The 26,679-nt window shown below is 64.0% G+C and carries 24 protein-coding genes and 3 pseudogenes; 15 read left to right on the forward strand and 12 right to left on the reverse strand.

Annotated features, from left to right (window positions below; translation table 11 throughout):
* The first annotated feature begins 171 nt into the window (after positions 1–171).
* Positions 172–1,212: an NAD(P)H-dependent flavin oxidoreductase gene (locus RHA1_RS39315; RefSeq protein ID WP_011599532.1), complete on the forward strand. Its 1,041-nt coding sequence runs from the start codon at positions 172–174 to the stop codon at positions 1,210–1,212.
* Positions 1,213–1,992: 780 nt separating this feature from the next.
* Here the strand turns inward: RHA1_RS39315 and RHA1_RS39320 are convergent.
* The gene (locus RHA1_RS39320; RefSeq protein ID WP_011599533.1) at positions 1,993–2,466 is read right to left on the reverse strand and encodes an Lrp/AsnC family transcriptional regulator; all 474 of its coding nucleotides are present in this window, start codon (positions 2,464–2,466) and stop codon (positions 1,993–1,995) included.
* Positions 2,467–2,510: 44 nt separating this feature from the next.
* Between RHA1_RS39320 and RHA1_RS39325 the strand changes: the two genes are divergently transcribed.
* From RHA1_RS39325 to RHA1_RS53355, 3 genes and pseudogenes are all read left to right on the forward strand, one after another.
* Positions 2,511–3,200 (forward strand): LysE family translocator, encoded by a 690-nt coding sequence (locus tag RHA1_RS39325; RefSeq protein WP_148228481.1) that lies wholly within the window; start codon positions 2,511–2,513, stop codon positions 3,198–3,200.
* Between the two features lie 107 nt (positions 3,201–3,307).
* Entirely contained in the window at positions 3,308–3,628 is a 321-nt protein-coding gene (locus tag RHA1_RS47575; protein WP_011599535.1) for a hypothetical protein, read from the forward strand.
* A 54-nt stretch (positions 3,629–3,682) separates the two neighbouring features.
* Positions 3,683–3,974 (forward strand): annotated as a pseudogene (locus tag RHA1_RS53355) (alpha/beta fold hydrolase); the annotation flags it as partial.
* Between the two features lie 21 nt (positions 3,975–3,995).
* Here RHA1_RS53355 and RHA1_RS47585 read toward each other — a convergent pair.
* The 3 genes and pseudogenes from RHA1_RS47585 to RHA1_RS49955 all read right to left on the reverse strand — a co-directional run.
* Positions 3,996–4,192: pseudogene (locus tag RHA1_RS47585) on the reverse strand (formimidoylglutamase); the annotation flags it as partial.
* 48 nt (positions 4,193–4,240) lie between these two features.
* The gene (locus RHA1_RS39330) at positions 4,241–5,452 is read right to left on the reverse strand and encodes a citrate synthase 2 (protein ID WP_237727072.1); all 1,212 of its coding nucleotides are present in this window, start codon (positions 5,450–5,452) and stop codon (positions 4,241–4,243) included.
* A 180-nt stretch (positions 5,453–5,632) separates the two neighbouring features.
* Positions 5,633–5,875: a hypothetical protein gene (locus RHA1_RS49955; RefSeq protein WP_148228482.1), complete on the reverse strand. Its 243-nt coding sequence runs from the start codon at positions 5,873–5,875 to the stop codon at positions 5,633–5,635.
* Positions 5,876–6,080: 205 nt separating this feature from the next.
* On the opposite strand from RHA1_RS49955, the gene RHA1_RS39340 reads away from it, so the two are divergent.
* From RHA1_RS39340 to RHA1_RS53360, 5 genes are all read left to right on the forward strand, one after another.
* Positions 6,081–6,914, forward strand: coding sequence for a hypothetical protein (locus tag RHA1_RS39340; RefSeq protein WP_011599539.1), 834 nt, complete (start codon positions 6,081–6,083; stop codon positions 6,912–6,914).
* A gap of 8 nt (positions 6,915–6,922) precedes the next feature.
* Positions 6,923–7,273 (forward strand): Rieske (2Fe-2S) protein, encoded by a 351-nt coding sequence (locus RHA1_RS39345; RefSeq protein ID WP_011599540.1) that lies wholly within the window; start codon positions 6,923–6,925, stop codon positions 7,271–7,273.
* Positions 7,264–9,159 (forward strand): FAD-binding protein, encoded by a 1,896-nt coding sequence (locus tag RHA1_RS39350; RefSeq protein WP_011599541.1) that lies wholly within the window; start codon positions 7,264–7,266, stop codon positions 9,157–9,159. Before RHA1_RS39345 ends, RHA1_RS39350 begins: the two co-directional genes overlap by 10 nt.
* On the forward strand, positions 9,144–9,458 hold the full coding sequence (locus tag RHA1_RS39355) for a hypothetical protein (protein ID WP_011599542.1): 315 nt from the start codon (positions 9,144–9,146) through the stop codon (positions 9,456–9,458). The genes RHA1_RS39350 and RHA1_RS39355 overlap by 16 nt, the downstream gene beginning before the upstream one ends.
* Positions 9,459–10,245: 787 nt before the next feature.
* Positions 10,246–10,527: a hypothetical protein gene (locus RHA1_RS53360; RefSeq protein WP_337505322.1), complete on the forward strand. Its 282-nt coding sequence runs from the start codon at positions 10,246–10,248 to the stop codon at positions 10,525–10,527.
* A 1,109-nt stretch (positions 10,528–11,636) separates the two neighbouring features.
* Here RHA1_RS53360 and RHA1_RS39375 read toward each other — a convergent pair.
* From RHA1_RS39375 to RHA1_RS39400, 6 genes are read right to left on the reverse strand one after another with little or no spacing between them, the layout of a single operon-like run.
* Complete coding sequence (locus RHA1_RS39375; protein ID WP_011599548.1) at positions 11,637–12,242, reverse strand: FumA C-terminus/TtdB family hydratase beta subunit; 606 nt, start codon at positions 12,240–12,242, stop codon at positions 11,637–11,639.
* Positions 12,232–13,137, reverse strand: a complete 906-nt coding sequence (locus tag RHA1_RS39380) for a fumarate hydratase (RefSeq protein WP_011599549.1) — start codon at positions 13,135–13,137, stop codon at positions 12,232–12,234. The genes RHA1_RS39375 and RHA1_RS39380 overlap by 11 nt, the downstream gene beginning before the upstream one ends.
* 13 nt (positions 13,138–13,150) lie before the next feature.
* Positions 13,151–13,540 (reverse strand): succinate dehydrogenase/fumarate reductase transmembrane subunit, encoded by a 390-nt coding sequence (locus RHA1_RS39385; protein ID WP_011599550.1) that lies wholly within the window; start codon positions 13,538–13,540, stop codon positions 13,151–13,153.
* Positions 13,537–13,998 carry a succinate dehydrogenase, cytochrome b556 subunit gene (gene sdhC / locus RHA1_RS47620; protein ID WP_148228483.1) on the reverse strand — a complete coding sequence of 154 codons (462 nt, stop codon included), beginning with the start codon at positions 13,996–13,998 and terminating at the stop codon, positions 13,537–13,539. Before sdhC ends, RHA1_RS39385 begins: the two co-directional genes overlap by 4 nt.
* Before the next feature lie 38 nt (positions 13,999–14,036).
* Positions 14,037–15,773, reverse strand: coding sequence for an FAD-binding protein (locus RHA1_RS39395; protein WP_011599552.1), 1,737 nt, complete (start codon positions 15,771–15,773; stop codon positions 14,037–14,039).
* Positions 15,770–16,474: a succinate dehydrogenase/fumarate reductase iron-sulfur subunit gene (locus RHA1_RS39400; protein ID WP_011599553.1), complete on the reverse strand. Its 705-nt coding sequence runs from the start codon at positions 16,472–16,474 to the stop codon at positions 15,770–15,772. Before RHA1_RS39400 ends, RHA1_RS39395 begins: the two co-directional genes overlap by 4 nt.
* Before the next feature lie 299 nt (positions 16,475–16,773).
* Here RHA1_RS39400 and RHA1_RS53800 point away from each other — a divergent pair.
* The 3 genes and pseudogenes from RHA1_RS53800 to RHA1_RS39410 all read left to right on the forward strand — a co-directional run.
* Positions 16,774–16,970 (forward strand): annotated as a pseudogene (locus RHA1_RS53800) (IS1380 family transposase); the annotation flags it as partial.
* A gap of 570 nt (positions 16,971–17,540) precedes the next feature.
* Complete coding sequence (locus RHA1_RS54030) at positions 17,541–18,008, forward strand: hypothetical protein (RefSeq protein WP_518525576.1); 468 nt, start codon at positions 17,541–17,543, stop codon at positions 18,006–18,008.
* Positions 18,002–19,336, forward strand: a complete 1,335-nt coding sequence (locus RHA1_RS39410) for an MFS transporter (protein ID WP_011599555.1) — start codon at positions 18,002–18,004, stop codon at positions 19,334–19,336. The genes RHA1_RS54030 and RHA1_RS39410 overlap by 7 nt, the downstream gene beginning before the upstream one ends.
* Before the next feature lie 763 nt (positions 19,337–20,099).
* On the opposite strand, the gene RHA1_RS53805 is transcribed toward RHA1_RS39410, so the two are convergent.
* Positions 20,100–20,855, reverse strand: a complete 756-nt coding sequence (locus RHA1_RS53805) for an IclR family transcriptional regulator (RefSeq protein ID WP_423816307.1) — start codon at positions 20,853–20,855, stop codon at positions 20,100–20,102.
* 701 nt (positions 20,856–21,556) lie between these two features.
* Between RHA1_RS53805 and RHA1_RS39415 the strand changes: the two genes are divergently transcribed.
* Entirely contained in the window at positions 21,557–22,438 is an 882-nt protein-coding gene (locus RHA1_RS39415; RefSeq protein WP_011599558.1) for an alpha/beta fold hydrolase, read from the forward strand.
* Between the two features lie 1,000 nt (positions 22,439–23,438).
* Positions 23,439–24,008: an aldehyde dehydrogenase family protein gene (locus RHA1_RS47650; RefSeq protein ID WP_011599560.1), complete on the forward strand. Its 570-nt coding sequence runs from the start codon at positions 23,439–23,441 to the stop codon at positions 24,006–24,008.
* Here the strand turns inward: RHA1_RS47650 and RHA1_RS39430 are convergent.
* A protein-coding gene (locus tag RHA1_RS39430; protein ID WP_085996104.1) for an IS3-like element ISRhosp1 family transposase occupies positions 23,994–25,216 on the reverse strand; the annotation gives its coding sequence in 2 pieces (ribosomal slippage) (positions 23,994–24,961 and positions 24,961–25,216; 1,224 coding nt in all). The two genes, RHA1_RS47650 and RHA1_RS39430, sit on opposite strands and share 15 nt — an antisense overlap.
* 69 nt (positions 25,217–25,285) lie before the next feature.
* On the opposite strand from RHA1_RS39430, the gene RHA1_RS39440 reads away from it, so the two are divergent.
* Positions 25,286–26,215 (forward strand): aldehyde dehydrogenase family protein, encoded by a 930-nt coding sequence (locus RHA1_RS39440; RefSeq protein ID WP_011599561.1) that lies wholly within the window; start codon positions 25,286–25,288, stop codon positions 26,213–26,215.
* The last annotated feature ends 464 nt before the right edge of the window (positions 26,216–26,679 follow it).

The raw sequence follows: 26,679 nt of genomic DNA on the forward strand, positions 1-26,679 counted from the left end.
AAGTAGGCCTTGCCAGCAATGACCCCGCCCTGGTACCGCGCGGCGGCATCGCCGCCGGGCCGGGATCTAGATTCGCCCGCGACCGCCCCGACGGCCGGGGAATACTGGTGACATGCGGACCGTGTTAATTCTCGGCGCCGTTGGGTTAGTACTCGAAGAAACGGAGTCCGCGTGATCCTCGACGACATCTCTGCGCCCATCGTTCTTGCCCCGATGGCCGGCGGGCCGTCCACGCCGGAACTCACCGCGGCCGTCGCCGAGGCGGGCGGGTTCGGCATCCTCGCCGGCGGGTATCTGAGCGCCGACACACTGGCGCAACGGATTTCGGATACGCGGCAGCTCACTTCAGCGCGGTTCGGTGTGAACCTGTTCGCGCCGGGGACGCCGACACCGGTCGAGCAGATCGCGCCGTACCTCGACGATCTCGCCGCGACCGGAGCCGACGTCGGCGAACCGCGTTTCGACGACGACGACTGGTCCGCCAAGCTCGACCTACTTTCCGCCGATCCCGTTGCGGTGGTGTCCTTCACGTTCGGCTGCCCGTCGCCAGCTGAGATCGAGCGACTGCATGGCGTCGGGTCAGAGGTGTGGGTCACCGTAACGTCGACAATGGAGGCGCAGGTCGCCGTGACTGCGCGTGCGGACGTGTTGATCGCGCAAGGAGCCGAAGCTGGCGGTCATCGTGCGAGCTTCCTCTCAGGTCCGGGCGACGATCTCGCCGACCCGATCGGCCTGATCGCGTTGATGCAGTTGTTGCGCGGCAGCGTCTTCTCGGTCCCTCTTGTGGCGGCCGGCGGAATCACCACCGGTGCTGGGCTGGCCGCGGCGTTGGCGTCTGGGGCGGCCGCGGCGCAGCTCGGAACGGTCTTCCTGCGCTGCCCGGAGGCGGGTACCTCGGCGATGGTGCGAGACGCACTTACCGGGGCGCGGCCGACCGCGCTCACTCGTGCGTTCACCGGACGGTGGGCGCGTGGCATCCGCAACCGATTCCTCGACGAGCACACCGCCACCGCACCCGCGGCCTATCCCGAGATCCACCACGCGACGTCGCCGCTGCGTAAGGCCGCGCGTGAGAGCGGAGACAGCGAAGCGGTGAATCTCTGGGCCGGGCAGGCCTATCAGCTCGCACCGGAGCGGCCCGCCGCCGAGGTGGTGCAGCGCCTGGTCAGGGATTGCCGTGCGTCGCTCGAGGCGGCGGCGAAGCGGATCTAACCGCCGTTACGTCAGCTTCGGCTCGCCGCCGAGCCCCGTGCGCGTACGGGCTCTGGGTCATCAGCCCGTCCGCCCAACAGGTCCGGTGACGTGGAACGCGACGAGCGACGACCGGGTCGTCGGCTCGCATCAGGGCCGAGGAGCTGACTGATTTGGTCCCACTGGAGGAATGGGATGTGCCTACCAACCCGTCGTTCAGCACCGACGGGGCCGTGGGACAGTCCGGGGCAGCGTGCGGCGCTCAAATCGATCGGTTCAAATTAGCCGCAATGGTTATGCACCGGTCCGGCTCGTCTCTCATTCGACCGCTACTGGGCGCCGGCCCTCATGCGACTCCGAACGAACGGCCCACTCCCGTTCGGAGTGCCTGTCACCCACGACGGCATCAACCCACTTGCCTTGGCCAACCCGGCATCTTCCGAAGCCGCGTACCAAGAAGCTCAAGAACGTCTCATCGTGCTCACTGTTGCGGACTCACAGAACCCTTTGTGGCCGATCAGAGCTCAAAGCGTAGGCCGCCACTTAGACCCGGAGACGGGCTACCGTTGTTGAGGCATCGGGGCGGCGGCTAGACGAAGCCAATGCGGATCCGGTGTCATAGGTAACAGCAACTGTTGCAGCCGGTTCGGGTTCACTTCCTGCCCGCTCGGCCATCGTCCACTCTATTGTTCTCCGATAGTGTCCCCCAAACCCTGGGAAGGTATGCAGCGCAATGGCTAATGCAATAGCCGAGATTCCGAAGCGGGAGATTCGGATGCCGCGATAGCGGTTGATTGTCGGTCAGGGACATGGCCGAACCGAAGCACCTATCGGGCGGCCGTAGATAAGGTGTGTTTGGGCGTGACCGACCTCGGGGCGTGTCGCCAGGTGGTCGATGATCAGGCGATGTAGGTGCTCGCTGTCAGTCACAGCGACATGCACGAAGAAGTCTTCTGGGCCCGACACGTTGTAAAGCGCGAGTGTCTCGGGAAGAGCCTGAACTGCGGCTGTGAACGCCTCCACAAGGTCACGCCGGTGAGGGCGCAATTGCACTGCAATGAAGGCCTGCAGCGGCCGTCCGACAGCTTCGGGATCGACAACGGCCGTGACACGCCCTATAACACCGGCCGCCCGAAGGCGTTTCACGCGTTCATGACACGACGACGTCGCGAGCCCCACTGCCTCGGCCAAATCCTTGTTCGTGATCGACGCGTTGTCCTGCAAGTGCGCCAAAATTGCCCAGTCCACCGAATCCAGATGCGCCTGCCGCTTCATCCACCGAATCCTATCCGGTGATCATTGAGTGCTACCGATTTGGTGTGGAAGATTTCGCTCATGAATCTTCCAGGTCGATCAAAATGAGCGTGGACCGGTGGCTGGCATTCCTGAGCCTCCTGCTGATCGTGCTGTGCACCCCGGGTCCGGACTTCGCCGTCATCGTGCGTCACGCGGTGAACGAGGCTTCGAGAGGCATCGCCGCCGCCACAGGAGTCATACTCGGATTGTTCACCCATACACTGGCCGTCGCGGTAGGACTCGCAGCATTGATCGCGGCGCATCCCGGCGCGCTGTCAGTGCTGCGAATGATGGGTGCTGCGTACCTGGTGTGGCTCGGGATCCGCGCCGTGTGGGCCGCGATTGCGACACCGGCCGCGGGGCAAAGGGATGTGGCTGAGCGTTCAGGGGTCGATGCCGGCACCGCCTGGTGTGCCGCACTCAGGCAAGGATACTCAACCAACGTTCTCAACCCTAAAGCGTTGCTCTTCTTCCTCGGCCTGATTCCGCAATTCGTAGGCACCACGACGGTTACAGGTCTAGCAGCCCTGTTAGCGGTAGTGACCATCGCGGTCGCTGCTGTCTGGTGGGCAGTGGTGCTCGGATCCATCCGACTCACGAAGTCCGTCACCCGCCGCGCCCGAACCGACCGCGTTCGGGTGTCACGTTGGCTCGAGTGGGCCAGTGGGCTGACCTTTCTCTCACTTGGCGTCATCCTCGCCGTCGAGCAGTGAATAGCATTGTGTAGGCATCGCTATCGGTGCTCATATGGAACCGCACGCGCAAAAGAGACTCCGGAGGATGGAACCTGAGTTTGCCATGGACGCGTTGATGATCGCTTTTGAGCGGTGCAGCCGGCAAATCGCGTGTCGAACTCGAGCACCATGCGCCCGCCGTCGAGGTGTTCGGCAACGCCCGCTCCGGGATCACCATGACCGACGCCGCGTACACCACCCGCGAGTCCTGGACGACGGACATCAGCGTCGACCACGAGGCGCTCACGGTCGTGATCGAGTACGACGGCCCTCTGGCATTCCGTGGACGCGAAAGTGCTCGTCGATCAGCGAAAGAGCCGGGATCTGCTCAAGGCCGGATGTGTTGTGGTGCGGCTACTGGAAGACGATTTGCGGGAGTTGGTGGGCTCGTCGGGCGGGGTCGGTGATCAGCACCTCATGCAATCCACCATCCACCATGGCCGCGGCCACGTCGGTGGTCGCCGGAGGAGGTGTTCCAACAGATGTTCGCGGGCGAAAGGGATGCGCGGACCGAAGCGGGCGACTACTTCCAGCACGCGCACATGCTGCGACCGACCACCCGCTGGTGCCCCGACGTCACGGCCCTGCGTTCGGCGTCGACCCGCGTCGTGGTCGGTATCGGCGAGGAGTCGGGTGGCCAACTGTGTGACCGTATGTCGCGGGCGCTCGCCGCCACTCGGGCGACCACATCGGCTTCGCCACGACCCCGCCGCGTTCGTCACCCGTCTGCGCGCAGTGCTGCGGGAGGGCTGAGCGGACGCTCCCCAGGTGACCTCAGCCCGAGATCGGAATGCGTTTCGTGACGATCCGATAGATGAACCGGGCGGCGGTACGGGCAGTGCGGTTGTCGACTCGAACGACGGATAGAGCTCGTCACATCGCACAGCGAGTTTTCCCGTGGCGGCGACCGCATCGCACACGCACTGGATCGTCTCCGCCGGAACACCGTACGCGGCGGGAGCGCTCACTCCGTGAGGTCGATTCTCGCGGATCGAGGCGCACCGCGCCGCCCATGACGATTACGTCGCGTTCTCCGGCGGCAAGGACTCCCTCGTCCGCAGTGGCGCTTTGTAAGTGGGAGCGTTCATGGAGTCCCAGCCCTCGACGGATTCGGGGGTGCGGGGTGCGGGTCCGGTGTAGATGGCGGCGGGCCGGACGAGCTTGCCGAGACGCTTCTGCTCGAGGATGTGGGCGCACCAGCCGGCGGTGCGGCCGCAGGTGAACATCGCGGGCATCATGTGCGCGGGGACCTCGGCGAAGTCGAGGATGACCGCGGCCCAGAATTCGACGTTGGTTTCGATGGCCCGGTCGGGGCGGCGCTCACGCAGTTCGGCGAGGGCGGCCTGTTCGAGGGCGGCGGCCGCCTCGTAGCGGGGGGCGTTCAGGCGTTTGGCGGTGGCGCGCAGCACCCGGGCGCGGGGGTCTTCGGCGCGGTAGACGCGGTGCCCGAAGCCCATCAGCTTTTCCTTGCGGTCGAGGATGCCCTTGACCAGGGCGCGGGCGTCGCCGGACTTCTCGGTGTCCTCGATCATCGGCAGGACGCGGGCGGGGGCGCCGCCGTGCAGGGGGCCGGACATGGCGCCGATCGCCCCGGACAGGGACGCGGCGACGTCGGCGCCGGTGGAGGCGATGACGCGGGCGGTGAAGGTGGAGGCGTTCATGCCGTGTTCGGCGGCGGAGACCCAGTAGGCGTCGATGGCGGCGACGTGGGCGGGGTCGGGGTCGCCCTTCCAGCGGACCATGAACCGTTCGGTGACGGTTTTCGCTTCGTCGATCCGTTTCTGGGGGACGGCGGGCTGGTAGATGCCGCGGGCGGACTGGGCGACGTAGGACAGGGCCATGACGGAGGCGCGGGCGAGTTGTTCGCGGGCGGTGTCGTCGTCGATGTCGAGGAGGGGCTGGTATCCCCAGATGGGGGCGAGCATGGCGAGGCCGGCCTGGACGTCGACGCGGACGTCGCCGGTGTGCACGGGCAGGGGGAACGGTTCGGCCGGGGGCAGTCCGGGGCCGAAGCGCCCGTCGACGAGCAGGGCCCACACGTTGCCGAGGGTGACGTGCTTGGAGACGAGTTCTTCGATGTCGACGCCGCGGTAGCGCAGGGCGCCGCCGTCCTTGTCGGGTTCGGCGATGTCGCTGGTGAACGCGACCACGCCTTCCAGACCGCTGACGAAATCGGCAGGCGGGGCCTGCGGAGACCCCGCGAATGTGCTGCCCGCTAGATCTTCTCTCACTGGTGAGATCACAGGTTCCTCAGTTCATGATGCAGTGCGTCGTGTTGCCCTGGGTGCGTTCGGTTGTCCTCGTGCGGTGTCCGGCGTCCGGTGATGTATCCAAGGAGGCATCTCTTCGTGGAAGAGAGTCGTGACAGTCGCGAGTCGCGAGCTAGGTGGGCAGTCTGCCAGCGGCCCTGGTCAGCAGGCTGCCGGATGCACTGGGTCGATTCCCACTCGCGCGCGAATCAGTTGCTCCACCTGTTCCGACGGCGCGTCCTGCAGGATCTTTGCCTCCAGATTCGCCTGCGGGCCTGAGAGGCCCAGCACTTCCTCAAGGAATATCTCGAGCAGGTGCCGCCGTGCCGCGGTGCTTGCCCGTGCGTAGCGCTCGCGCGCAAGCGTGCGGCCTCGGTTGCTTGTTCCGCCTTGCCGATAACCCATTGCTGCCTCCTTCTGCCCTATGAGCACGACGCTAGATTGATCACCGATATAGGTCAAGAGAAATGCATATAGCGGATTTTCATCCTTGGATAGGTCTCGATGATGGCAACGTAACCGATATATGCAAAGTGCTTGACGTATATCGGAGATGCTTGTTACGTTGCTCGCCAAGCGCTCAGTTTCATCGACCCAAGGAGGTACCCCAATGTCGGAGTTGAATGTCCTCGACGCGATCGCCAGCGGTGAGTGCGAGGACCCGTTGGCAGGCGATGAGTTCCTCGAGCTGATGTGGGAACGTCGGCAGAACTTCTGGGACAGCAAGCCGGAGGCTGAACGTACGCACTACGTGGGCTTCCAGGAGGCCAATGAACAGTCCCAGGAAATGGCGCGTGAGCGACTCAAGATCCAGTGTCACGCAGAGCTCTTTGCGGCTTACGTCTGCGCCGAGGTCCTCGACTTCTGCCCGTGGCAGGATTTGCGTGGCGACCTGGCAAAGCAGTCTTATGACGAGTTCGTGCACTTCAAGCTGATCCGGGCGCACCTGCGCAAGATGGGCGGCGACTACGAGCCGGGTTATGTTCCCCCGATTGCCGATTGGACGAGCCTGCTCTCCCAGATTCACCTGAACGGGAACCGCTACTACAACGACCCCGTGCAGAGGCTGGTCGCGAAGTCCACCGGCCTGCAGTTCGCGGTCGAGGGCTGGGACGAGCTGTACATCCACCCCCACTTCATGGAGCTCATCAAGGAGAAGGACGAGGAGCTGTGGGACATTTTTGACGGCCAGATCGCGGCGGACGAACGCCTTCACCACGAGAATGGACAGCGCATTTTCATCAAGTGCGGTGGTGACATCAAGCTTCAACGGACCGCGATCATGCACTTCGACCATGCCAGTGCGGGACTCCACAAGGCAGGACTGGGGTTCAAGTCCTACTTCGAGGAACAGGGCGGGGCTCCCGACACCAGCGCTGAGCAGCCCGACATCCCCGAGGTCCCGTTCTCCCAGTACTTCGCGGGCCGCAACCTTCCGGAGTGAGGACGCACATGCGTACGAAGATCGCGGACATCGCAGACCTGGACGCAGCCGACGGCAAGATGCGGGTGCGTTTCGACCAGTACGACATTCTCATCACGCGCATCGATGGCGCCGTGCATGCGATAGACAACCGCTGCTCACATGCCGGCATACCCCTGCACAAGGGCCGAGTCCGCAAATGCGTCGTCACGTGCCCGTCCCACCTTGCCAAGTTCGACGTCCGTGACGGCTCCATCGTGCGCGGACCGGTCGAAGGCCACCCGGACAACGTCGAGCCTCAGGAGGTGTTCCCGGTGGACCTGGAGGACGGAGCCATCTACGCCGACCTGCCCGAGAAGGTGAGCTCACGATGGACATGAACGAACACAGCAAACCCCTGCGCATCCTGGTGTGCGTCAAGCAGGTTCCGGTGGCAGCCATGCTCGAGTTCGACCAGGAGACGGGCACCATGCGGCGCGATGGCGTCCCCTCTGAGGTCAACTCCTTCGATGCACGAGCTCTGCTCGCGGCACTGGAGCTGAGGGAGCGTACCGGCGGTTCGGTCGTGGCGATCACCATGGGACCACCCGCCGCCGAGGAGGCACTGCGATACTGTCTCGCGCTCGGGGCGGACGAGGCGATCCATCTGTCCGACCCCGCGTTCGCCGGGGCGGACACGCTCGCCACGGCCCGGGCGCTCGCCTTGGCGGTCGGGCGAGCGCCGCACGACCTGGTGATGTGCGGCAGGAGCAGCACCGACGCCGAGACGGGCAACATCGGTCCGCAGCTGGCGGAGCTGCTCTGCCTGCCGCAGATAACCAACGTCAGTGGATTCGATCTGGTCGAGAACTCATCGACGCTGCGCGCGACACGGAACACCGAGGACGGGCACGAGGTCGTACAGGTGCAGCTGCCGGCCGTGCTCACCGTGTCCGAAGACGTGGCCCACGAGCGGTTCCCCAGCCGATCCCAACGCGAAGCGGTAGCAGAGCGAAGTGTGAACGTCGTGCGGGCGCAGGATCTGACCGAGGACCTCTCGGTCCTCGGCAGTGCGGGCTCACCCACGAGAGTGGCCCGAGTCATGGCGACCGAGGTCAAGCGGGTCGGAACCATCCTGGAGGAGGACGATCCCGCTGAGCAGGTATCGGCGATCGTCGACTGGCTCACGGTAAACGACGTGCTCGTCGATGACGCGCTCAGCACTCGAGAGCAGGTGCTGCCCGATGACGTGAGGGAACGGGAGGCCAGCGTCTGCGTCTACGCAGAAATCGCACCGGGCGGCATCCGCAGAGTCTCACTGGAGCTGCTGGGCAAGGCAGTGGAGCTGGCCCACGCACTGGAGGCCGAGGTGATCGCGGTCGCTGTCGGCGCGAATGCGGGGGAATACGCTTCAGAACTTGGCTACTACGGGGCTGACCGAGTCGTCATAGCCGATCACCCCGCGTTCGCGCAATACTCCTCCGAGCGGTTCTGCAGCGCTCTCGAAACGGTGCTGACCACGGTCGAACCACGGGTCATGCTGTTTCCGTCGACGGTTCAGGGACGAGACTTGGCGCCGAGGCTCGCGGCCAGACGCGGCCTGGGGCTGACAGCTGACTGCGTGGACCTGGAGATGGATCCGGAGGGTTTCCTGGTCCAGCACAAGCCAGCCTTTGGCGATGCCTTGGTGGCACACATCCTCTCCTCGACCTTCCCGCAGATGGCCTCGGTCCGACCGGGCATTCTGCCGCTTCCGACCCCGAATCGATCCCGTCGAGTCGGCGTCGAGGCGATCGAGGTGCCTGACCTTCCCTCCGCGACCGTGGAGATCCTCGAAACAGTCCGGCTCCCCGACCTGCAAGGACACGACCTGGACGGTGCGGCCGTCGTCGTCGGCGTCGGCATGGGAGCCACCTCACCCGCCGCGCTCGACCAGGCGCGCGAACTGGCCGATGCACTCGGCGCTGCCCTGGGCTGCACACGCAAAGTGGCTGACGAGGGCATCCTTCCCCGGCAGACCCAGATCGGCCTCACGGGGCGGGCAGTGAGCCCACGCCTCTTCGTCGCTTTGGGGTCACGCGGAGCCTTCGAACACGTGGTGGGCTTCGGCCGTGCCAACTATGTTTTGGCCGTCGACAGCGACGAGGACTCGATGATTTTCGACCACGCGGACATCGGAGCGGTGCAGCGATGTGAATTGCTTGTTCCCCTGTTGATCGATGCTGTCCGGCAAGCCCAGGCCCAGACCAGTCCGAAGTCGAAGGAGTCGGCATGCACGTCCGCGTGACACGGTACCGGTTACTACCGGGAACCACCGAGAAGGCGATGGCCCTCGTCAAAGAGCACTGGATCCCGATGATCCGCGATGCCGAGGGCTTCCGCGGGTTCGAGCTCATGGTGTCAGAGACCGATGAGCTGATCGGCATCTTGCGGTTCCAGACAGGCGACCAGGGACTCGCCGCACTCGAACAGAGCCGAGAGTGGGTCTTCCATCACTTCGGAGACCTATTGGCCCAACCATCCGAAGTCCTGATGGGCACGATCGAGCTTGAGGCCTGGCCGACCAAGGGGCCTACCGGCTCTTAGACGGCTCGGCTCACTCACACGAGGCCTCAACCACTTTCCTGGTCGGGGATGAGGCGGCGCTGAGGCAGGCCGCCGAAACGGACCCAACAGCAGCTCTGGACCGGGGTAGGCAGGAACTCACCTTCCTGGTCCAGGCGGGTGAGTCCCGTCGGTTGAAGCTCTGCTGGTGAGGGCGCTGGCTGTGCGTCTGCGGTGGCGGGTGTTGAGCGTCTCTCGGTATGACGACCACCCAGCCTCCTACCGTCACCGCTGATGCCGACGGGCATCGGACCGACGGACGATCGTCTGCACCATCAACGTGCCGACCACCGCGATCCCCCGGGTCGGAGCTACCCGATTGGGCGATTCGGGATCGCGCACAGACGGCCGCACCATCGTCGGCATCCGCAACGACGGCGAGACGCGAAACATGCTGGCTCAAACACGAACTGACCCCTGGTGCGATCCGGTGTGGTAGTCAAGGCTGAACCAACCATGAGCGGAGCTATCGACTGTGATCGTCGTTCGCCGGCTCGAGGAGGCCGACACCTACCTCGACGCCGGCGCCATGCGGTGCCCGTCCTGCCAGGGTCGGGTGGCCCGGGGACGGGCGGGTGCGCACCGTCCGCTCGCTGGGCACGGCCACCGTGACCGTGCGCCCGCAGCCGGTCCGCTGCCGCGACTGCGGCGCCACCCATATCCTGTTGCCCACTGCCCTGCAGGCCCCTCGCGCCGCACCACCGAAGTCATCGGAAATGCGTTGGCCCACAAAGTAAAAGGCATAGGACTCCGGCGTATCGCCGAGCGGATGGACCGCCCTGAGTCGACGGTGCGCCGCTGGCTGCGCCGCGCCACCGATGAGCATCTGCAGTGGATGTGCCACCAGGGTAATCGGCGGCTGATTCAGATCGCCAGCGAGGTGTTCTCCGCCATCCGGTACGCCCGGAACCTGCTGCTGCAGCACACCCTGTGCATCCTGTCCGCCGCCGCCGTCGAAGATCGTCGCGGTTTCGGGTTCACCGACCCGCCGTGGGATCTGATCGGCATCTACACCCAGGGGCGTCTGCTGTCCCCGCCGCGCAGCGGCTGACGCGTCCGGCCCGCCGGGCTCTGTCATGCCCGTATCGGTCCGTCATCGTGCCGAGCATCGACACTCACAACGACATGGCCACCGTCAGCGTGCCGACGACGCTGTCAACGTGCCGACGAACGCCGACATTTGCGTCTGCATTTTCGGTGACGCCATCGTCTGCAGATTCAGTGACCAGCAACAGGCGGGCAGACTGAGGCCCACCGTCGCGTCGGGTGTGCGGGTCTCCCAGGTCCTTGGTCGTCGCGGGGTTGCCTTGCCTGTAGTCACCCGAACGCGGCGCGCGGTCGGTGGAACCTTTTGGCGATCGCGTGGCCTATCGCCAGGTTTCGATCGATCCCGACGTGGAGTTGGATCCCAGGAGTGGGTGCAGGCGGCCGTGCCGCACCCGGTAGAGGCAGGTGGCGATCTCACAGCTGGCGAGGTCGGGGACGCTGACGAAGCAGATCAGCTTTGACCATGTGACCAGGTCGGCGGCGGTGAGCACGGTCTCGAGACAGGCAGCGTTCTCGTCCCCTGCGGGTGCGCTCGACCAGGATCGACCTCGGGCAGCCGTACGCTGATCAAGAACCTCATCGGTCTCGAACTTCTCGCCGCGTCCGTGCGTCCGTGCGTGCCCAGATTGGGCACTTCGGCGGTGAAGTCGCTGTCAAGCATGTCGTCTTCCCGATTGCATCCTTGGTCGGGATCGTCGTCCGTGTTCGGCTTCCTAACCCGGGTACTCCCGAACTCCACTGTTACCGACGCGCATGAGAGCGGGGACGGGCCACGAACACTCACTCCGCCGGTACGTCCCTCGATGACACCGCCCACCTCAACTTGAACGTGCCACGTGCACATGCGGTCTCGTGGCGGCATCACCTAGGGAGGGCCATTCCGTCCGGCCGCTGTGCGACTTCACAATCCGAAGAACTCCGCGCCGGACAGGCAATTCTGTGCGGTGCGCGCCGTGCTCAGCCAGCAGCGAGACGGTATTCGAGGCCCGCGATTTCGGCGTACGCCATCCCTTGTGGCCCAAAACCAGCGCGACGCCTGTGCAAGCGAGGAGGCCAGCGCGTGTCGGTCTGGTCGGCGGAAAATCCACCGCGCTCGGGCTGCCAGGAGTCCTACTATGAGTCGAGAAGCTTGTAGGCGTTGGCGAGGCGCTGCTGGGCCCTGGCGCGCACCTGTTCGTAGGCGGAGTTGCCGACGGAGTCCATGGTCACGAAGAGCGGGCCGAAGTCCTTGACGCGGAACTTCCACAGACACTCCGGCATGAGGTCCTCCCAGAGGACCTCCTCGATCTCCTCGATTTGCAGCGTCTCCCAGCTGGCGGCACCACCGGTGATGGCGAGGTAGACGCCGCCGAACTCCTGGAAGTGGCTCAGCGACTCGTCGCTGAGCCCGCCCTTGCCGATGATGGCGCGAGCGCCGATGTCTGCGAGGCACCCGCGGGTGAACCTGTCCATGCGCATCGAGGTCGTCGTCCCCACGGAGACGGGAAGATATCGGTCGCCTTCTTTGCGGACGCTCGGCGCGGTGTGGATGAACAGCGCACCCTCGAAGTCGGTGCCTTCCGGGCGTTCGCCTTGGTCAAACAGGCGGATAAGGGAGGCGTCACGAATGCCCCAGACAGTGCCGTCTAGCCATACCTCGTCGCCGACTCGCAGGTCTCGCGCGTCCACCTCGGTGAGCGGTGCCCGCAGTCGCAGTGTCCTCTGCTCCTCAGTAGCCATAGCTGACTGCTCCGTCCGTTGAGATGGTGGCGCTGGCACGCTCCCCGCGCCAACACTGGATGTTCACCGCGACCGGATTCATGGAGATGTGGGTTGCGGAATACTCGACGTGGACCGCGAACGACGTGACGTTCCCCCCCAGACCCTGGGGCCCGATCCCCGTCTCGTTGATTGCCGCCAGCAGCTGCTTTTCGATCGCGGCAATTTCCGGCTCCGGGTGTGGCTCGCCAACGGGCCGGAGGATCGCCTTCTTGGCGAGAGCCGCGCACAGGTCTGCTGTGCCGCCGATACCGACGCCGACTACGGTGGGAGGGCACGGACGCGGGCCAGCGTCGATGACGCTGTCGAGCACGAATCGCTTCACCCCTGTGATGCCCTCGGAGGGTGAGAGCATCTTGAGGTAGGACATGTTCTCCGAACCGGATCCCTTGGGTACCAGCAGGATCTCGAGTTCGTCGCTTCCGTCGACGAACTCCACGTGCACGTCGGGGATGCCGACGCCCGTGTTGTCCTGACGGTTCTCCCGGGTGATCGGGTGCACGATGCTGGACCTGAGGTCGTGCTGCTTTGTCGCGAGCGCGACGCCGTTGCGTAAGGCGTTGATCAGCTTTGCGCCGTTGACCGGGAACTCCGTGCCGAGCCTCACGAAGAAGACGCAGATGCCGGTGTCCTGACAGACGATGATGCCGGTCCGGTCGGAAATGTCGATGGAGTTCACCATGACGTCCAGCCGTCGCCTGGCACCGGCCACCTCCTGCTCAGCGACGCGGTGCACGGCGGACCGCACGTCCGGTGGCAGGTCCGTCAGGGCCTTCTTATAGAGGTGGGCCGATAGCTCGGTCAAGTCGCGGTACAGCGACTCGGGGGCCAACTCCACCATGGTTCTCGGTTGCATTTCCGCTGCCTCTCTAACTCTTGCCGATCACGCTGTAAGTAAGGACGGTGACACCGATGATGAGGAGGATGACGGTCAATCCGGCGGTGCCGGCGATCCATCGCCGGCGAGCCGATGCACCGGATCGGTGGTCCCTGATCACGGTGACCATGCCTGCGAACGCGTGGAGCAGTGCCGTGCCGAGAAGCAGTCCGTCCCAAGCGATCCATAGTGCGGAGGACCAGCGCTCGGCGATGAAGGCGGAGTCGGTCTCCGCGACGTCGTTGACGATGTGGGTCAACCCGTAGTGGCCGAGCGCGAGGACGGCGAGTAACACGCCGGTGACGCGGATTGCGAGGTACTGCCCGCGGCGGGTGCCCCGGCTGATGCGGGGGATGTCGATGGTTGCGGTGCGCTTGGTCATGCGATCACTGGCTTCAAGATCACGATGCTGCCTGCCAGGGCGACCACGAGGGTGGTCGCGACAACGCCGGTGAGCAACCGTGTCGCGACCTTGGCCCCTACGTCCCAGACGTCGATGGCGACGAGCCTGAGGCCGTTGAGCGCGTGGAAGAGGAGCGCGAACAGGAGACCGCACTCGAAGACCCGCATCACCGGGCTGCCGTACAGCTCGTGCACGTCGTCGTAGAGGCTGGATGACACGGCGAACAAGGAGACGTCGACGATGTGTAGCACCAGGAACGCAAAGATGGCGATGCCCGTGATTCTGTGGGTGTAGAAGGCCATGCGGTTCGCTTCACTCCGCTCCGTGGGCAACCGTCCGAGCCTCTTGAATATCTCTCTGTTCCAGTAGCCACCGCCGTCGATCCGTCGCGCCTCACGGACCATGATGACCACAGTGGCAGCGATGACGACGTTCACGACGCTGAATGCGAGCAAGAAGAGGAACTGTGCTTGGGTCACCGGATCTTCGCCTCCGGCTGTGATGTTTGTTCTGGGGCTCGGCGCGAGAGTTCCACCGGACGTGACTGGATCGTGAGGTCGCCGTCCTCGCCCTGGCGGACAACGAGGTACCTGAGCCACTCGTCGTCGCGGCGCTCGGGAAAGTCGGCTCGGGCGTGTGCGCCGCGTGTCTCCTCACGCAGTAGAGCGCTCTGGACGATGGCACGGGCGACGACGACTTGGTTCCGGAGGTCGAGCGCCTCCTGCCATGCTGGGTTGAACGCCACGGGCCCCGGAACGCTGACGTCGGCCACATCCTCGTGCAGCGCGTCGATCTCCTTGGCGGCTTCCTCAAGTCCTTCCCTGTCGCGGACCACGCCGCAGCGCTCCCACATGAGGTCCTTCAAGCGGCGGGTCAGGTCGAAGGGAAGTATCCCACCCGGCCGGTCGAGGGGCGCGGCGGCCAGCATGAGCGACCTCTCCACGGCTGCGGGATCGAGGTCGCCGTGTCTGCGCTCGCGCGCCACGACGGCGGCGGTGTCACCTGCACGGCATCCGAAGACCGTGGACTCGGCAACTCCGTTGCCGCCCAGACGATTCGCTCCATGCACTCCGCCGGCGTCCTCTCCTGCGACCAGTAGGCCCGGGACGGAGGTACGGCAGTCGCTGTCGATAACGACTCCCCCCATGTGGAAATGGGCAGTGGGGGAGACCTCGACTGGCCCAGTCGCCAGGTCGCTGCCGATCTGCCGCGTTCTCGCCACCATCCCGGGGAACCGTCTCTCCACCTCGGCGGCACCCAGGTGCGAGATGTCGATCAGCACGCCGTTGGTGGCCGTCCCGCGGCCCGCCATGATCTCCATGTAGCTCGAGCGGGAGACGACGTCGCGCGTGGACCGCTCCATGCGCTCGGGGTCGTACTTGGACATGTAGCGCTCGCCCAAGGCGTTGTACAAATGGGCACCGGCGCCGCGCAGGCCCTCTTCCAGTACTGCACCCGTCATTCGTGCCTGACCGGCGAGCAGACCCGTGGGATGGAACTGCATCATCTCCATGTCGCGTAGCTCAAGCCCCGCTCGCATGCACATGGCCACGCCGTCGCCGGTCTTCTCGCGAGCGGGTGCGGCGATGCGGTACATGGTGGCCGCGCCGCCCGTTGCCACGATGACGACCCGCGCGCGCACGACGATGAACCGGCCCCGCCTCACGTCCAGGCACGTCACGCCGGCGGCGGAGCCGTCGGCGGCGAGGAGCAGGTCCAGTGCCCTCACGTCCTCGAGTTCACGTGGCTTGACGCGGAACATCTGGTCACGCAGGCGGGCCATGATCTCGATGCCGGTCAGGTCGCCTCGGTGAACGGTGCGGTCGAATGACTGACCTGCGAAGGCCTTCTGCTTGATGCTGCCGTCGGCAGCACGGTCGAAGAAGCAACCGACGCGGGTCTCGAGTTCTCGGATCACCTTGGGTGCGTCGTTGACGAGGGTCCAGGCGAGATCCTGGTCGTTGAGATACTTGCCGCCGTCGAGCGTGTCCACAAAATGGTTCTCGATGGAGTCGAGCGGGCTCAGTACGGCGTTGTAGCCGCCCTGCACCATGCGAGTACACCCGGACCTCCCGACCGCACCCTTGCTGATGACGGTGATGTCGAGATCCGGGTCGGCGTCGTGCACATGCAGGACGGCCATCAGCCCCGCACCTCCGCTCCCGATGATGGCGACGTCGGTGAAGACCTCCTCGTACGCGGGTGTTCTCATTTGTCTTCCACTCTTCCTGTCCGAAGGCGACGAATGGCGCGGGCCGGGTCGAGTCCCTTCGGGCACACGTTGGTGCAGCCGTACATGAGGTGGCAGCGGTCGACCCCGCCCTCGCTGGAGACAACGTCCAAGCGCTCTTGGCCGAGTGCATCGCGTGAGTCGGTGATCAGGACCATGGCGCGGTTCAGAGCTGCAGGCCCTAGAAACGTCTTGCCGAGGCCGGCAACTCCGCAACTGGAGTAACACGCACCGCACTGGATGCAGTCGAGCGCCGGGTCGATCGCCTTCCGTTCTTCGGAGTCCGGGTGCACCCTGGCTGGCTCGTCGAGACCCTGCTTGGGGGCCATATAGGGGGTGACGCGCTTCCACTGCTCCCAAAAGGGCTCGGTGTCCACGATGAGATCACGGACGACCGGGAACCCGGCCATCGGCGCGATCTCGATGCTCTTCTTGGCCTCCGGCACGATGGACTGACAGGCGAGCACTGATCGGCCGTCGACCCGGAGCGTGCAGGTGCCACACATTGCGACTCGACAGGAAAAGCGGAATCCGATAGAAGCATCGAGCTCCCGCTGGATTGTCAGCAGGACGTCAAGCACGGTCATGGCAGGGAACCGGTCGACCTGAAAGGACGTCAGGGCGTCCTTTTCTGTCCTCTGAAGTTTCACGAACAGAGGAACTAGCGAGCGACCGGCGGACAAGATTTGCTCCTTAGGGTAAGAGGTCTGACCACGTTCCCGACCGAGTGTATCAGTGCGTCCGGACCACGTCTAGCCTGCCGATTTCATGGTGGCTAGCGCGAAATTGTATGTCGGACATGAAGAAAGGTGACGCGAGCTGGAGAAGGTGGATTGCTTTGCTTGTATTCGAACCACCGGAGGATCGCCCTTCCGGTGCACAGGGTGCTGCTAGCCACATTTGCCCGCATCCTTCACCGGAACGGTGTCGCGACGCGCGGTGCTGCTGCTCCGGACCGCAGAGGCCACCGGCCTGACCGTAGCTGGTCGTCGGCCTCGACTCCACGCTGGTAACCGCACATAGCGATAAGGAGTCGCTACTTCGACTTCAGGAAGGAATACGGGTTTTAGTTCGTTGTGTGCCTTCGTCGAGGATGGCGAACGGCACTGGTGGGTCGGTCGCGGTGCTCCTGAGGTCGGGCACGCCGGCTCGAATACCGCCGCTGATCACATCGCGGTGATTTGAGGTCGCCCATGCACGACATCCTGTTCGCACGTGCCACGAAAATCGCGCTCATGCAACATGATACGGGCAGAGTTGAACCGAGCCGCCGAGGCGGCGGGCTGGGTCATCGTCACGCCATATCGACTCCGGCACGGCTACGCCACTAGTTTCAACTCGCGCATCAAGAAGAGCAAGGACACGTCGTGCTCAATCAAGACGAGGGACTCTCTCGGACTGTGGGCGGGTCGCGGGCTCGGCGATGAAATGCCTCGGTCATGCACCACCTGGAGCCGACCTTTCGGTCTCGAGCGACTTCAGTGCATCGCGCACCGGGCCGGTTGGCCCAAACCACCTCGGCCAGACGGCGGCCGGATTCCCGGTGTGAGCGCGCGACCTTTGATCACACGGAGGATCTCCTCCCGGATGCGACGAGTCAGGCGCCCTTACCCGAGTTTTGCGCAGTGTCTCGGCGGCAGGCCTGAGGCGAGTTCCATACCAGCTGACGCCAATCCGTTGACAACACGTGTGAGCAACCTTACTGTGAGTCGAACGGGGCAAGGTAAGACCACTGACCAAAGGGACCCGATGTCAAACCAGTCTCCGGACCTTCTCGCCCACTCCGACGGTGACGCTGTGGCTGTCGGCGCGAGGGACCTGTCCACCGGGCCGGTCCCGGTCGAAGATCTGGAAAGTACACAAACCGAGCACGTCGACCTCGCTGATGCCGTACCGCTGGGCCACAAGCTGGCCCTGCGGGATGTCGCCGAGGGCGAGCCTGTCATCGACTATGGCCTGGCGGTTGGGGCAGCCACGACAGACACCCCGGCGTGGCGACAAGGTACACACCCACAAGGTCAGGAGTTCTCGGCGGGCAAACAAGCGCGGCCGGAGCGTCAATCACCGACACGACGGAGCGGTCGGCGTCCGATACCACGGAGCCATTCTTCCCGCCGACGGGTCCGACGCGGCCGCGACCTGTGTCCCCACAATACCGCCAAGCAAGTCAGTAAAGTCCATCTGGTTAAGGCGACCCTAGGGAGCATGACATGTTAGAAGAGACGATCGACCAAAATGTAGGGGTGCATGAACCCGAGCCGTCTTCGCTGCGGCGCGTCGCCATCTCGAGCATGATGGGAACAGTGCTGGAGTGGTACGACTACTTCATTTTCGGCTTCGCCGCCGTACTGGTATTTGGACAGCTGTTTTTTCCGCAAATCTCCCCAGTAGCAGGGACACTTGCCGCACTCGGGACCTTCCTTGCGGGCTTCATCGCCCGGCCCATCGGCGGCTTGCTGTTCGGACACTTCGGGGACCGGCTCGGTCGCAAAACAATGCTGATCTGGACTATTGCGATTATGGGGGTTGGGTCGTTTCTCATCGGGATTCTCCCCACGTACGAGCAATGGGGTATTTGGGCGGCAGTCTGCCTGGTCATTCTTCGCTTTATCCAGGGCATCGGCTTGGGCGGCGAGTGGGGCGGCGCGGCTCTCATGACAGTCGAGTGCGCGCCAGTCGAACGCCGCGGCTTCTGGGGCAGCATTGTCCAGCTCGGCGCTCCGGGCGGTCAGGCCCTGGCGACGACCGTCCTGTTCGGCCTCTCTTACCTGCTTCCCGAGCAGGCGTTCCTGTCCTGGGGCTGGCGCGTTCCATTCCTGCTAGGCGCCGCACTGCTGGTTCTCGCCCTCTATATTCGCTTGAAGGTGATGGAGTCGCCCGCGTTTCGGGACATGGAGGAAAACGGCGAGCAAGTGAAGCTGCCGTTGCTCGAGGTGTTCAAGAGCCACCGCATGGCCGTGCTACGCACGTTCTTTATCTACCTCGGCGGCATCACGGTCCCCTTCTACATCACCTGGATCTTCCTGGTGTCATATGCCACGGGCACTCTGCAACTGGACCGGTCAGCGGTACTGCTGGGGGTCACACTCGTCAACTTGGCGCTTCTGGCGGCGACGATTGCCGGCGGCTCCCTGTCGGACAAGTTGGGGCGCCGTCCAGTTTGTCTCATCGGACTGGCGCTCCTCACGGTGCTCGCATTCCCAGTAATTGCGATCGCAAACCTGGGTACGGTCAGCTGGGTGTGGCTGGCGATGCTGCTGTTCGGCCTCCCGGCGTGGTTCATGTGGGGCGCGCTGCCGGCATTCTTCGCCGAGCTGTTCCCGACACAGGTTCGCTACAGCGGCCTGTCGCTGGGCGCCCAAGGATCTACGATCCTCGGTGGCATGGTGCCAATGTTCGCGACCGCAGTGGTGCCCATCGCTGGGACCTGGCCGGTGGCCGCGCTTGGTGCCGGTTGCGCACTGGTGACGGCCGTCCTCGTCTACGTCACGCACGAAACGCTGGGCACAGACCTTTCGCATGTCGAGGACCCGGGCGACAGATAGCGCCGGAGCAAGCCAATGCGCGGGGCGCCAGAGGCCGCAGAAAGCAGACGTGCACGGGCGGACCGTGATGAGTCCCCTCCCGACTGACCTTCTCCGTCGGTGTATTCACCCAGGGATCGCAGCCTGGTACACCGAGACGGCCCGGGATGTCGAGCTGGCGATGACTCCGCTGCGGATGGCTACTTGGCAGCGGACCATTCCCGATACGGTAACCCCACGGCGGATGCACGATCGCGTGCTCCGGGCTGGCCGCAGCCGCGGCGTCCTTCGGTCCACGTCGAGAGCCTCAGTGAAGCCTGTTTAGCCGATCTGGTCGGCAGCGTGATGGAGCCCATCGAGAGTTCTGATTGAAAGTGCCCGCTTGATGGTGTTCGTTGAAAGTCCCCAGTAACGCTCACTGAAATTCCCCACCCGGGTGGTTCTACCAATGAGGGCGGGTCTCCTTCGACGCTGATGGTCTCTAACCACACATCAGCTAGTCGAAGGAGATCCGCATTTCTCATGCTGGCATGGGAGGACGATGTCGATGTCGAAGTAGATGCCCTACGCAAGCAAGGTCGGTCGATCTCGGCGACCGCCCGGCACACCGGCCGCAATCGAAAAACCATCCGTGCTTATCTGAACGACGAACACACCCTCGAGAGCTTAAACGAACCGAACCCGTTCGCCCCATTCGTCGAGTACGTGAGTTGCCGGCCGGCGGAGGACCCCCATCAGCCAAGCCCCACAACAAAACCCCACGAAGAGTGCGCAGAACCCAGTTTCAACGAGCGTCATCACTGGCGCCGGATAGTTGCTGCTCGAGGATGGCAACGCGACGTTGCAGGAGGGGCGCAAGCGCCAGAAGCCTATCGCCTGTAAGCCGCATCGATGGTCCGGAAATCACGAGAACGCCCACAGCGTCGCCCTGAGAAGCTCGTACCGGTGCAGCGATACCCGATGCTCCGGACACGGTTTCTTCGAAACCCAATGCGTAGCCGTGCTTGCGCACACGTTCGATTTCTTCCAGCAATTGGTCATGATCGACCATGGTGCGCCCAGTCTCCTTCTCCAATGGACCTTCGAGGAACACCTCTGCCTCTTCTTTACTGAGGCAGCTGAGAAAGGCACGCCCTGATGCGCCGGCGTGGAGGGGATGAGTACGACCTAACTCAGGCGTGCGTCGTATCTCCTGCATGCTTTCCACATGGCGGGAGTACATCCATCGCCGCCCTACCTGAACCGCCAAGGACGCTGTCTCTTTGGATTCGTCTCGGAGGATCTGTAGGTGTGGGCCGACATGCGCATCGAGGGCTGAGCTGATCTGCTTAGCGTGCGCTTGGCCTAGTAAGGCAGCCAACGGCCCGAGCAGATATCCGCCGTTTGGACCGCCCTGCTCGACAAGGCCTTCTGCTCGAAGCGACCCGAGCGCTCTGTGTACAGTCGTGTAAGCCAGTCCGCTGAGTTCCGCAAGTTCGGAGACACGCAGGGGATTGGGGCTGCTCACAAGGCAACGGAGAATGACGGCAGCGCGAGCCACGGATCCGCGCGGCTCGTGAAGTTCGTTGGGCTCGACGACCAATGTAGGTGACTCCCGTTTTCTAAATGCTCGGCCCGAGGATTCACCATACAATCTCAATCAACCCTAGCCACCGCGGTGTACTGAGTGCCCGGGACCCCGTCTGACAATTGAAGGATACCCCTCCCACTGCCAACCTCGTGTGAGGCACCAGGAGAGTCGTGATCAATGTCGCGAGGTCGATTAGGTCGGTGAATCGCCCTGGGTGAGGCGGAGGCTCCTGATCCGAGATGAATGTTGCTCATGCCTGCACTGTTCACGGTCGAACATCGTGGCGGGTCTCGGACCGCGGAAGGTCGGGGTTTGCCGTTGTCATGGACTTGCGAAGACGTTGCGCGGGTGGAAAGTTCATGCGGCTCGGCCGTTATTCATCCGCGCCGCGTGTCTTCGTCACACGGGCAAGGTCATCAACAGCCAGCGTGTCCGCATCACCCGCCGCCGGGTCCTGCGTTCCGGCGGGAAAGGCCACCACCGACCGACGAGGAGTTGGGGGTGCGAGGAGGGGAGGCCCGGAGTCGGCGCTGGCCGACCGCTCGGGACCAGTCATCGCATATGTGGTAAGACCTCTGTCCGATAGGCTAGAATGTGTGGAGACGCGGTGTCAACAGTGGCCGCGCACAGTCGAAGACGCTTGGATGAAATGTTGACCGAAGGGTTCGTCAATGAGAAGTACTCCTGTGGACGGGTTTCGATTGACCTACGATAGGGCTGGTAGTGGTTGGCCGGTGGTGTTGCTGCATGGCTGGCCGGGAGACCGCACCGACTACCGCGACATGGTGCCCTTGCTCTCTGAGTCGCTTGATGTGGTGATTCCCGACCTGCGAGGGTTCGGCACTTCGGATAAGCATGACGCCGATCCGGCCGAGCAGTACAGTGCCAAAGCGCAGGCACGCAGCATCGCGGGACTCATTGAGGAACTCGACTTGGAACGCCCTGTGATCGCCGGCTATGACATCGGTAGCCGCACGGCTCAAACTCTAGCTACTTGTCGGCCAGACCTCGTGGGCGCACTTGTCGTGGCGCCACCCCTTCCCGGAGTAGGGCGCCGTGCCCTTGACGAGAGCGCGCAGCGGGAGTTCTGGTACCAGGCGTTCCATCAGTCGCCTCTGATTGAATGCCTCATCGACGGCAAGCCCGACGCTGTACGCGACTACCTGGCCTACATCTGGGGCCGCTGGTCGGGGCCGCACTACGCAGTCCATTCAGATCAACTCGAGCACCTGGTGAGCGTTTACGGGGCTCCTGGTGCATTTGCGGCCTCCATCGCCTGGTACCGCGCTGGCGCGGGTGCCGTAGCCACGTCGCTGGCCGAAGCTACGCCAGAGCCAGGGAGGCGCGTAGGTATGCCGACAAAGGTGCTCTGGCCGGAGCATGATCCGTTGTTTCCTCGTGAGTGGTCGGACAGGTTGGACGATTTTTTCAGCGACGTCGAGTTGCGCTATCTCGATGGTGTCGGCCATTTCTCCCCGTTGGAGGCTCCGCAGCCATTTGCTGCGGAGGTACTCAGTGCTGCAGACAGATTGAACTCCGGTAAGGCTGTCTAGTGTCGTGCAACTGACGGGTCGCGTGTCTTCTGTTGCGGTGGTGTGGCCGCCTTGGTGCTTCGCAGTGCCGCGAACCTAGAGTTTCACCGGCGCACACAGTTCAGTTGCGGCAACCCGTATCTCTTGGAACAACTTGATCGTGTCCAAGGGTGGTAATCGTAGCGACGTACTCAACAGCGTCGAGCGTGACTCAGAAGCGGACGGTCACCTGGCACTCGCGCATCCTGGACGCTCTCCGCAATCAGGACGGAGAAGAGACTCGGCGTGCATCCGGCATGCACCGGAGAATTGCGACGGCAGTCGTCTTGGAGTGGAAGCGAAGCGACCGGACCACGCCGATTAGCAATCTCGGTTGCCGCTCGGCGCCGCCCGTGCCGTGCACTGCGAAGCCGAGATTCTGGCCGACCCGCAAGTGGTCGAAGCGTGCACCGGGATTCGTACGGCTAGCAGTGACGGTATCAGCAACACCGGATCGCCTACGCCGACCAGCGCGGACGGAAACCCTACCGTTGTAACCAAATTGACGACGCGAACTGGCCAGGCCGTCGCGGACGATGGCCAGACTCTAACTGCCGATGCGCTAACGGGGCAAGCGGGATGACAATCATCGACTCTGTCATCAACTGGGGCTCTTTTCGGCCTCATTGACGAGCTGCCGTGGCGATCAGGAGCGGTATTTGCTCCAGATCTGCACTAGACCACCCTCGTGTTTCTCGATGCCTCGCCATGCGTTGTATCTCGCCGAGCTCCATGTCCCCGTCCCACGCTGGAGTGCCTTCATCGTGGTGGAAGACACCAGGGAATCAACCAATATTTGCAAGATACTTGACGTATAACGGTTAAACCTGGTTGCATTCCCTATGTTGGCGCGTGTCGATTAGGGGCACTTCGAGCTCCAGCTGCGCGGAGGTAACGGGCCACCGCGAGTACGTGCTCAGCGTCCATATTCAAAGTGCCGGGTCTGATTGGTTTTCAACCGGCAGTAAAGGGAAGGACAACCATGCCGCAGGCAGCGACTACAACGAACCTCATCAATGGCGAATGGCGCGAGATGGCGACGGTGCACGAAGTGCGTAATCCCGTTGACGACTCAGTTGTTGGCCAGATCACCTTCGGCGGGGCCGCCGAGGCGGAACAGGCTGCCACCGCGGCGGCTGAAGCGTTCCAGCCTTGGGCGGATACCCCGGTGCGTGAGCGCGCGGCGCTGTTGAGCCGGACCGCAGCGCTGATCGAAGATCGAGCCGACGAGATAGGCACATTGCTCGCTCGCGAGGCTGGCAAACGCAAACCTGAAGCAATCGGTGAAGTTCGGTTCGCCGCCGAGTACTTCCGTTGGTTCGCCGAAGAGGTCCGCCGCCCTATCGGCGCGGTCCACGCACACGAAGCTGCCAATCGCCGGCATCTCAGTATTCACCGGCCTGCCGGTGTAGTCGCCAGCCTCACCCCGTGGAATTACCCGGTCTCGATTCAGGCCCGCAAGCTTGCCCCTGCTCTAGCCGCTGGATGCACTGTGGTGGCGCGAGTGAGGTTGCCCCTTGAGAGTGGACACCGGATTTCATGCGGCAACTGACAGCGTAGACGACGCGATGAGTCGTTGTTCGAACTCCACTGGGGTGAGGTATCCGAGGGCGGAGTGACGGCGACGTCGATTGAAGTACGAGAGCCACTCGAACAGCTCCAGCCGTGCCTGCGACTTCGACGTCCAACTCCGTCCGTGCAGCCACTCCCTCTTGAGTCCTTGGAAGAACGACTCGGCGAGAGCATTATCGTAACTTGACCCGACCCGTCCTCGACTTTGCTGAATCCCATGACGGCGGCAGACATCGACGAAAGATGCTGCGGTGTACTGTGATCCGCGATCGCTGTGGAAGATAACGCCACCGACGTCACCACCGCGGGTGCGCACCGCCATCTCGATCGCGTCCGTGACGAGCTCGGTGCGCATGTGGTCAGCGATCGACCAGCCCACCACCCGGCGTGAGCAGATGTCGATCACCGTGGCCAAGAACAACCACGAGGATCCCACCGGGATGTAGGTGATGTCCCCACACCACTTGGTATCGACAGCCGTAGCGGTGAAGTCTCGCATCACCAGATCCGGCACCGACGGAGCCGACTTGTCCGCGATGGTCGTGCGCTTGCTGCGGCGCAGGTGCCTGCCCACCACGTGGTGGATTCGCATCAGCCGGGTCACCCGTTTGCGGTTGATCTTGCGTCCGCGGGAGCGGAGTTCGGCGTGAACCCGCGGGGCGCCGTAGGCGCTCCGGTGCTCGGTATGGATTGCGCGGATCTCGGCGACTGTCGCGGCTTCCTCGGCCTGCCGCTCGATTCGGGCCGGCTCCGTGATCAGGTGCTTGTAGTAGGCGGAACGGGAGGTCCCGAGCGCCCGGCACAGCCGCTGCACGCCGAACTCGGCGCGATGGTCGGAGATGAAGTCCCAGCGGCGGGTCTTCACTTCACCTCCTTTGCGAAATACGCGGCTGCCCGGCGCAGAATCTCGCGTTCGAGCTGCCATTCCTTTTCCGCACCGCGCAGCCGCGCGTTCTCCGCGCGCAGCCGCGCGAGCTCGTCCGCCTCGGTCCCGTCGGCGCCGGTACTGCGGTCCTGCGAGCGCGCGTTACGGGCGGCGGTGTCCTTGCGGACCCACGTCCGTAGCGTCTCGCCACTGACGCCCACATCCGCGGCCACATCCGCGTACGTGCGTTTACCGTCGGCCGCGCGGTACAACGCGACCGCGTCTTTCCGGAATTCCTCCGTGTACAGAGACTGGCGTCCCACCTCGACATCCCTCCTGGCTCTCCTAGAACCATTGTCAGGGGTGTCCACTCCAAGGGGGCAGCCTCACGAGTGTCGGAGAAGGCACCACTGGCGGTCACCGAGATGATCCGTTGCCTGACCGATGCAGGCCTGCCCGCCGGCGTGGTCAACCTGGTCCATGGGCCGGCCGCAGAGATTACCGACGCCTTCCTCGACCACCCGGCCGTACGGGTCGTGTCGTTCACGGGATCCACCACTGTGGGTCGTTCGATCATGGCGAAAGCCAGTTCGCGGGTGCTGCGGCCATTGCTCGAGCTCGGTGGAGACGCCCCATTCATCGTGTTCGACGACGCCGACCTCGACGCCGCTGTGGAGGGAGCGATGCTGGCCAAGTTCCGGAACACCGGTCAGTCCTGTATTGGAGCGAACCGGTTCTTCATTCATAACTCGATCTTCGATGAATTCACCTCCCGCTTCTCTGCGGCGGTGGATGCCATGACGATCGGCGACGGGTTGGCCGACGAGGTGCCCGACCTTGCTGCCTGCATCGACGCAGAGCGCGCGCAAGCGATAAACGCGATGATCCAGGAAGCTGTGGCCGCGGGAGCGAAAAAGATTACCCGCGATGTCGAGCTCCCCGGACCGGCGTTCGTGGCACCCACCCTGCTTGTCAATGTGCCTGAGCACGTGGCGCTGGCCCGGGAGGAGGTCTTCGGGCCCGCTGCCGCGATCTTCCCGTTCGAGAGCGATCAGGAAGTACTCGCGCGAGCTAACTCCACCGAAATGGGGCTGGCCGGATATATCTACACTCGTGACCAGTCGCGGATCTGGCGGATGGCCGAGAACCTCGACGTGGGCATTGTCGGCGTCAACGAGGCCCTGCCTACCGTGTGTTTCGCCCCGATGGGTGGCACCAAACAGTCCGGACTCGGCAGGGAAGGGGCAGAGGAGGGCCTGCGAGACTTCGAAGAAGTCCGCTACATGGCGCTCGGGTTGTCCTCGGCGCAGAGCCGAAGCTAACGCGTCTGCCAGCGTTGCTGCACTTCTTGCAGCGGCGAACGAAGTATCCGCGTCTTCAGTAGGGAACCCTGGCGCGCAGCCGAGGTCCTCAACCAGGATCCTGGGTGGAGAGGACTCCGCGAGCGACCCAGAGGAAAGGTTATGCCCCTGACGTCGAGTTCGCGGACAAGCAAAAGGTTTCGGCAACTTCGCGGACTTAATGGCCCAAATCGGCACGATCAAGAGGGTCACCAGCCGAGGAACTGGTCGCGACCCGTACCCGCCTTTTGACTGCTAACCCACAGCTCGTGCGGGCCCGCGGCCCATCGCCGCGGTCCCGCAACGAGTTCGGTAAGGCTGGGGGTTGATTGCGAGACACCCTAACGTCAGGGTGCCCGACGGGCAGTATCCGAATTGACAGTGACCGAAGGCCACGTCTAACCTCACCAGAGGTCAGACCACTGACCAGGAGGGCTGCGGTGTCT

This window comes from Rhodococcus jostii RHA1 (assembly GCF_000014565.1).
GTDB classification, from domain to species: Bacteria; Actinomycetota; Actinomycetes; order Mycobacteriales; family Mycobacteriaceae; genus Rhodococcus_F; species Rhodococcus_F jostii_A.

What these genes read in the sequence shown, in the direction of transcription:
- RHA1_RS39385 (WP_011599550.1), bottom strand. Translation starts at nt 13,540, where the DNA reads ATGACCAAGCGCACCGCAACCATCGACATCCCCCGCATCAGCCGGGGC.
- RHA1_RS39355 (WP_011599542.1), top strand. Translation starts at nt 9,144, where the DNA reads ATGCACGTCCGCGTGACACGGTACCGGTTACTACCGGGAACCACCGAG.
- RHA1_RS54030 (WP_518525576.1), top strand. Translation starts at nt 17,541, where the DNA reads ATGTCAAACCAGTCTCCGGACCTTCTCGCCCACTCCGACGGTGACGCT.
- RHA1_RS39345 (WP_011599540.1), top strand. Translation starts at nt 6,923, where the DNA reads ATGCGTACGAAGATCGCGGACATCGCAGACCTGGACGCAGCCGACGGC.
- RHA1_RS53360 (WP_337505322.1), top strand. Translation starts at nt 10,246, where the DNA reads ATGGACCGCCCTGAGTCGACGGTGCGCCGCTGGCTGCGCCGCGCCACC.
- RHA1_RS39320 (WP_011599533.1), bottom strand. Translation starts at nt 2,466, where the DNA reads ATGAAGCGGCAGGCGCATCTGGATTCGGTGGACTGGGCAATTTTGGCG.
- RHA1_RS49955 (WP_148228482.1), bottom strand. Translation starts at nt 5,875, where the DNA reads ATGGGTTATCGGCAAGGCGGAACAAGCAACCGAGGCCGCACGCTTGCG.
- RHA1_RS39350 (WP_011599541.1), top strand. Translation starts at nt 7,264, where the DNA reads ATGGACATGAACGAACACAGCAAACCCCTGCGCATCCTGGTGTGCGTC.
- RHA1_RS39340 (WP_011599539.1), top strand. Translation starts at nt 6,081, where the DNA reads ATGTCGGAGTTGAATGTCCTCGACGCGATCGCCAGCGGTGAGTGCGAG.
- RHA1_RS39375 (WP_011599548.1), bottom strand. Translation starts at nt 12,242, where the DNA reads ATGGCTACTGAGGAGCAGAGGACACTGCGACTGCGGGCACCGCTCACC.
- RHA1_RS39415 (WP_011599558.1), top strand. Translation starts at nt 21,557, where the DNA reads ATGAGAAGTACTCCTGTGGACGGGTTTCGATTGACCTACGATAGGGCT.
- RHA1_RS39380 (WP_011599549.1), bottom strand. Translation starts at nt 13,137, where the DNA reads ATGCAACCGAGAACCATGGTGGAGTTGGCCCCCGAGTCGCTGTACCGC.
- RHA1_RS39410 (WP_011599555.1), top strand. Translation starts at nt 18,002, where the DNA reads ATGTTAGAAGAGACGATCGACCAAAATGTAGGGGTGCATGAACCCGAG.
- RHA1_RS39395 (WP_011599552.1), bottom strand. Translation starts at nt 15,773, where the DNA reads ATGAGAACACCCGCGTACGAGGAGGTCTTCACCGACGTCGCCATCATC.
- RHA1_RS47650 (WP_011599560.1), top strand. Translation starts at nt 23,439, where the DNA reads ATGCCGCAGGCAGCGACTACAACGAACCTCATCAATGGCGAATGGCGC.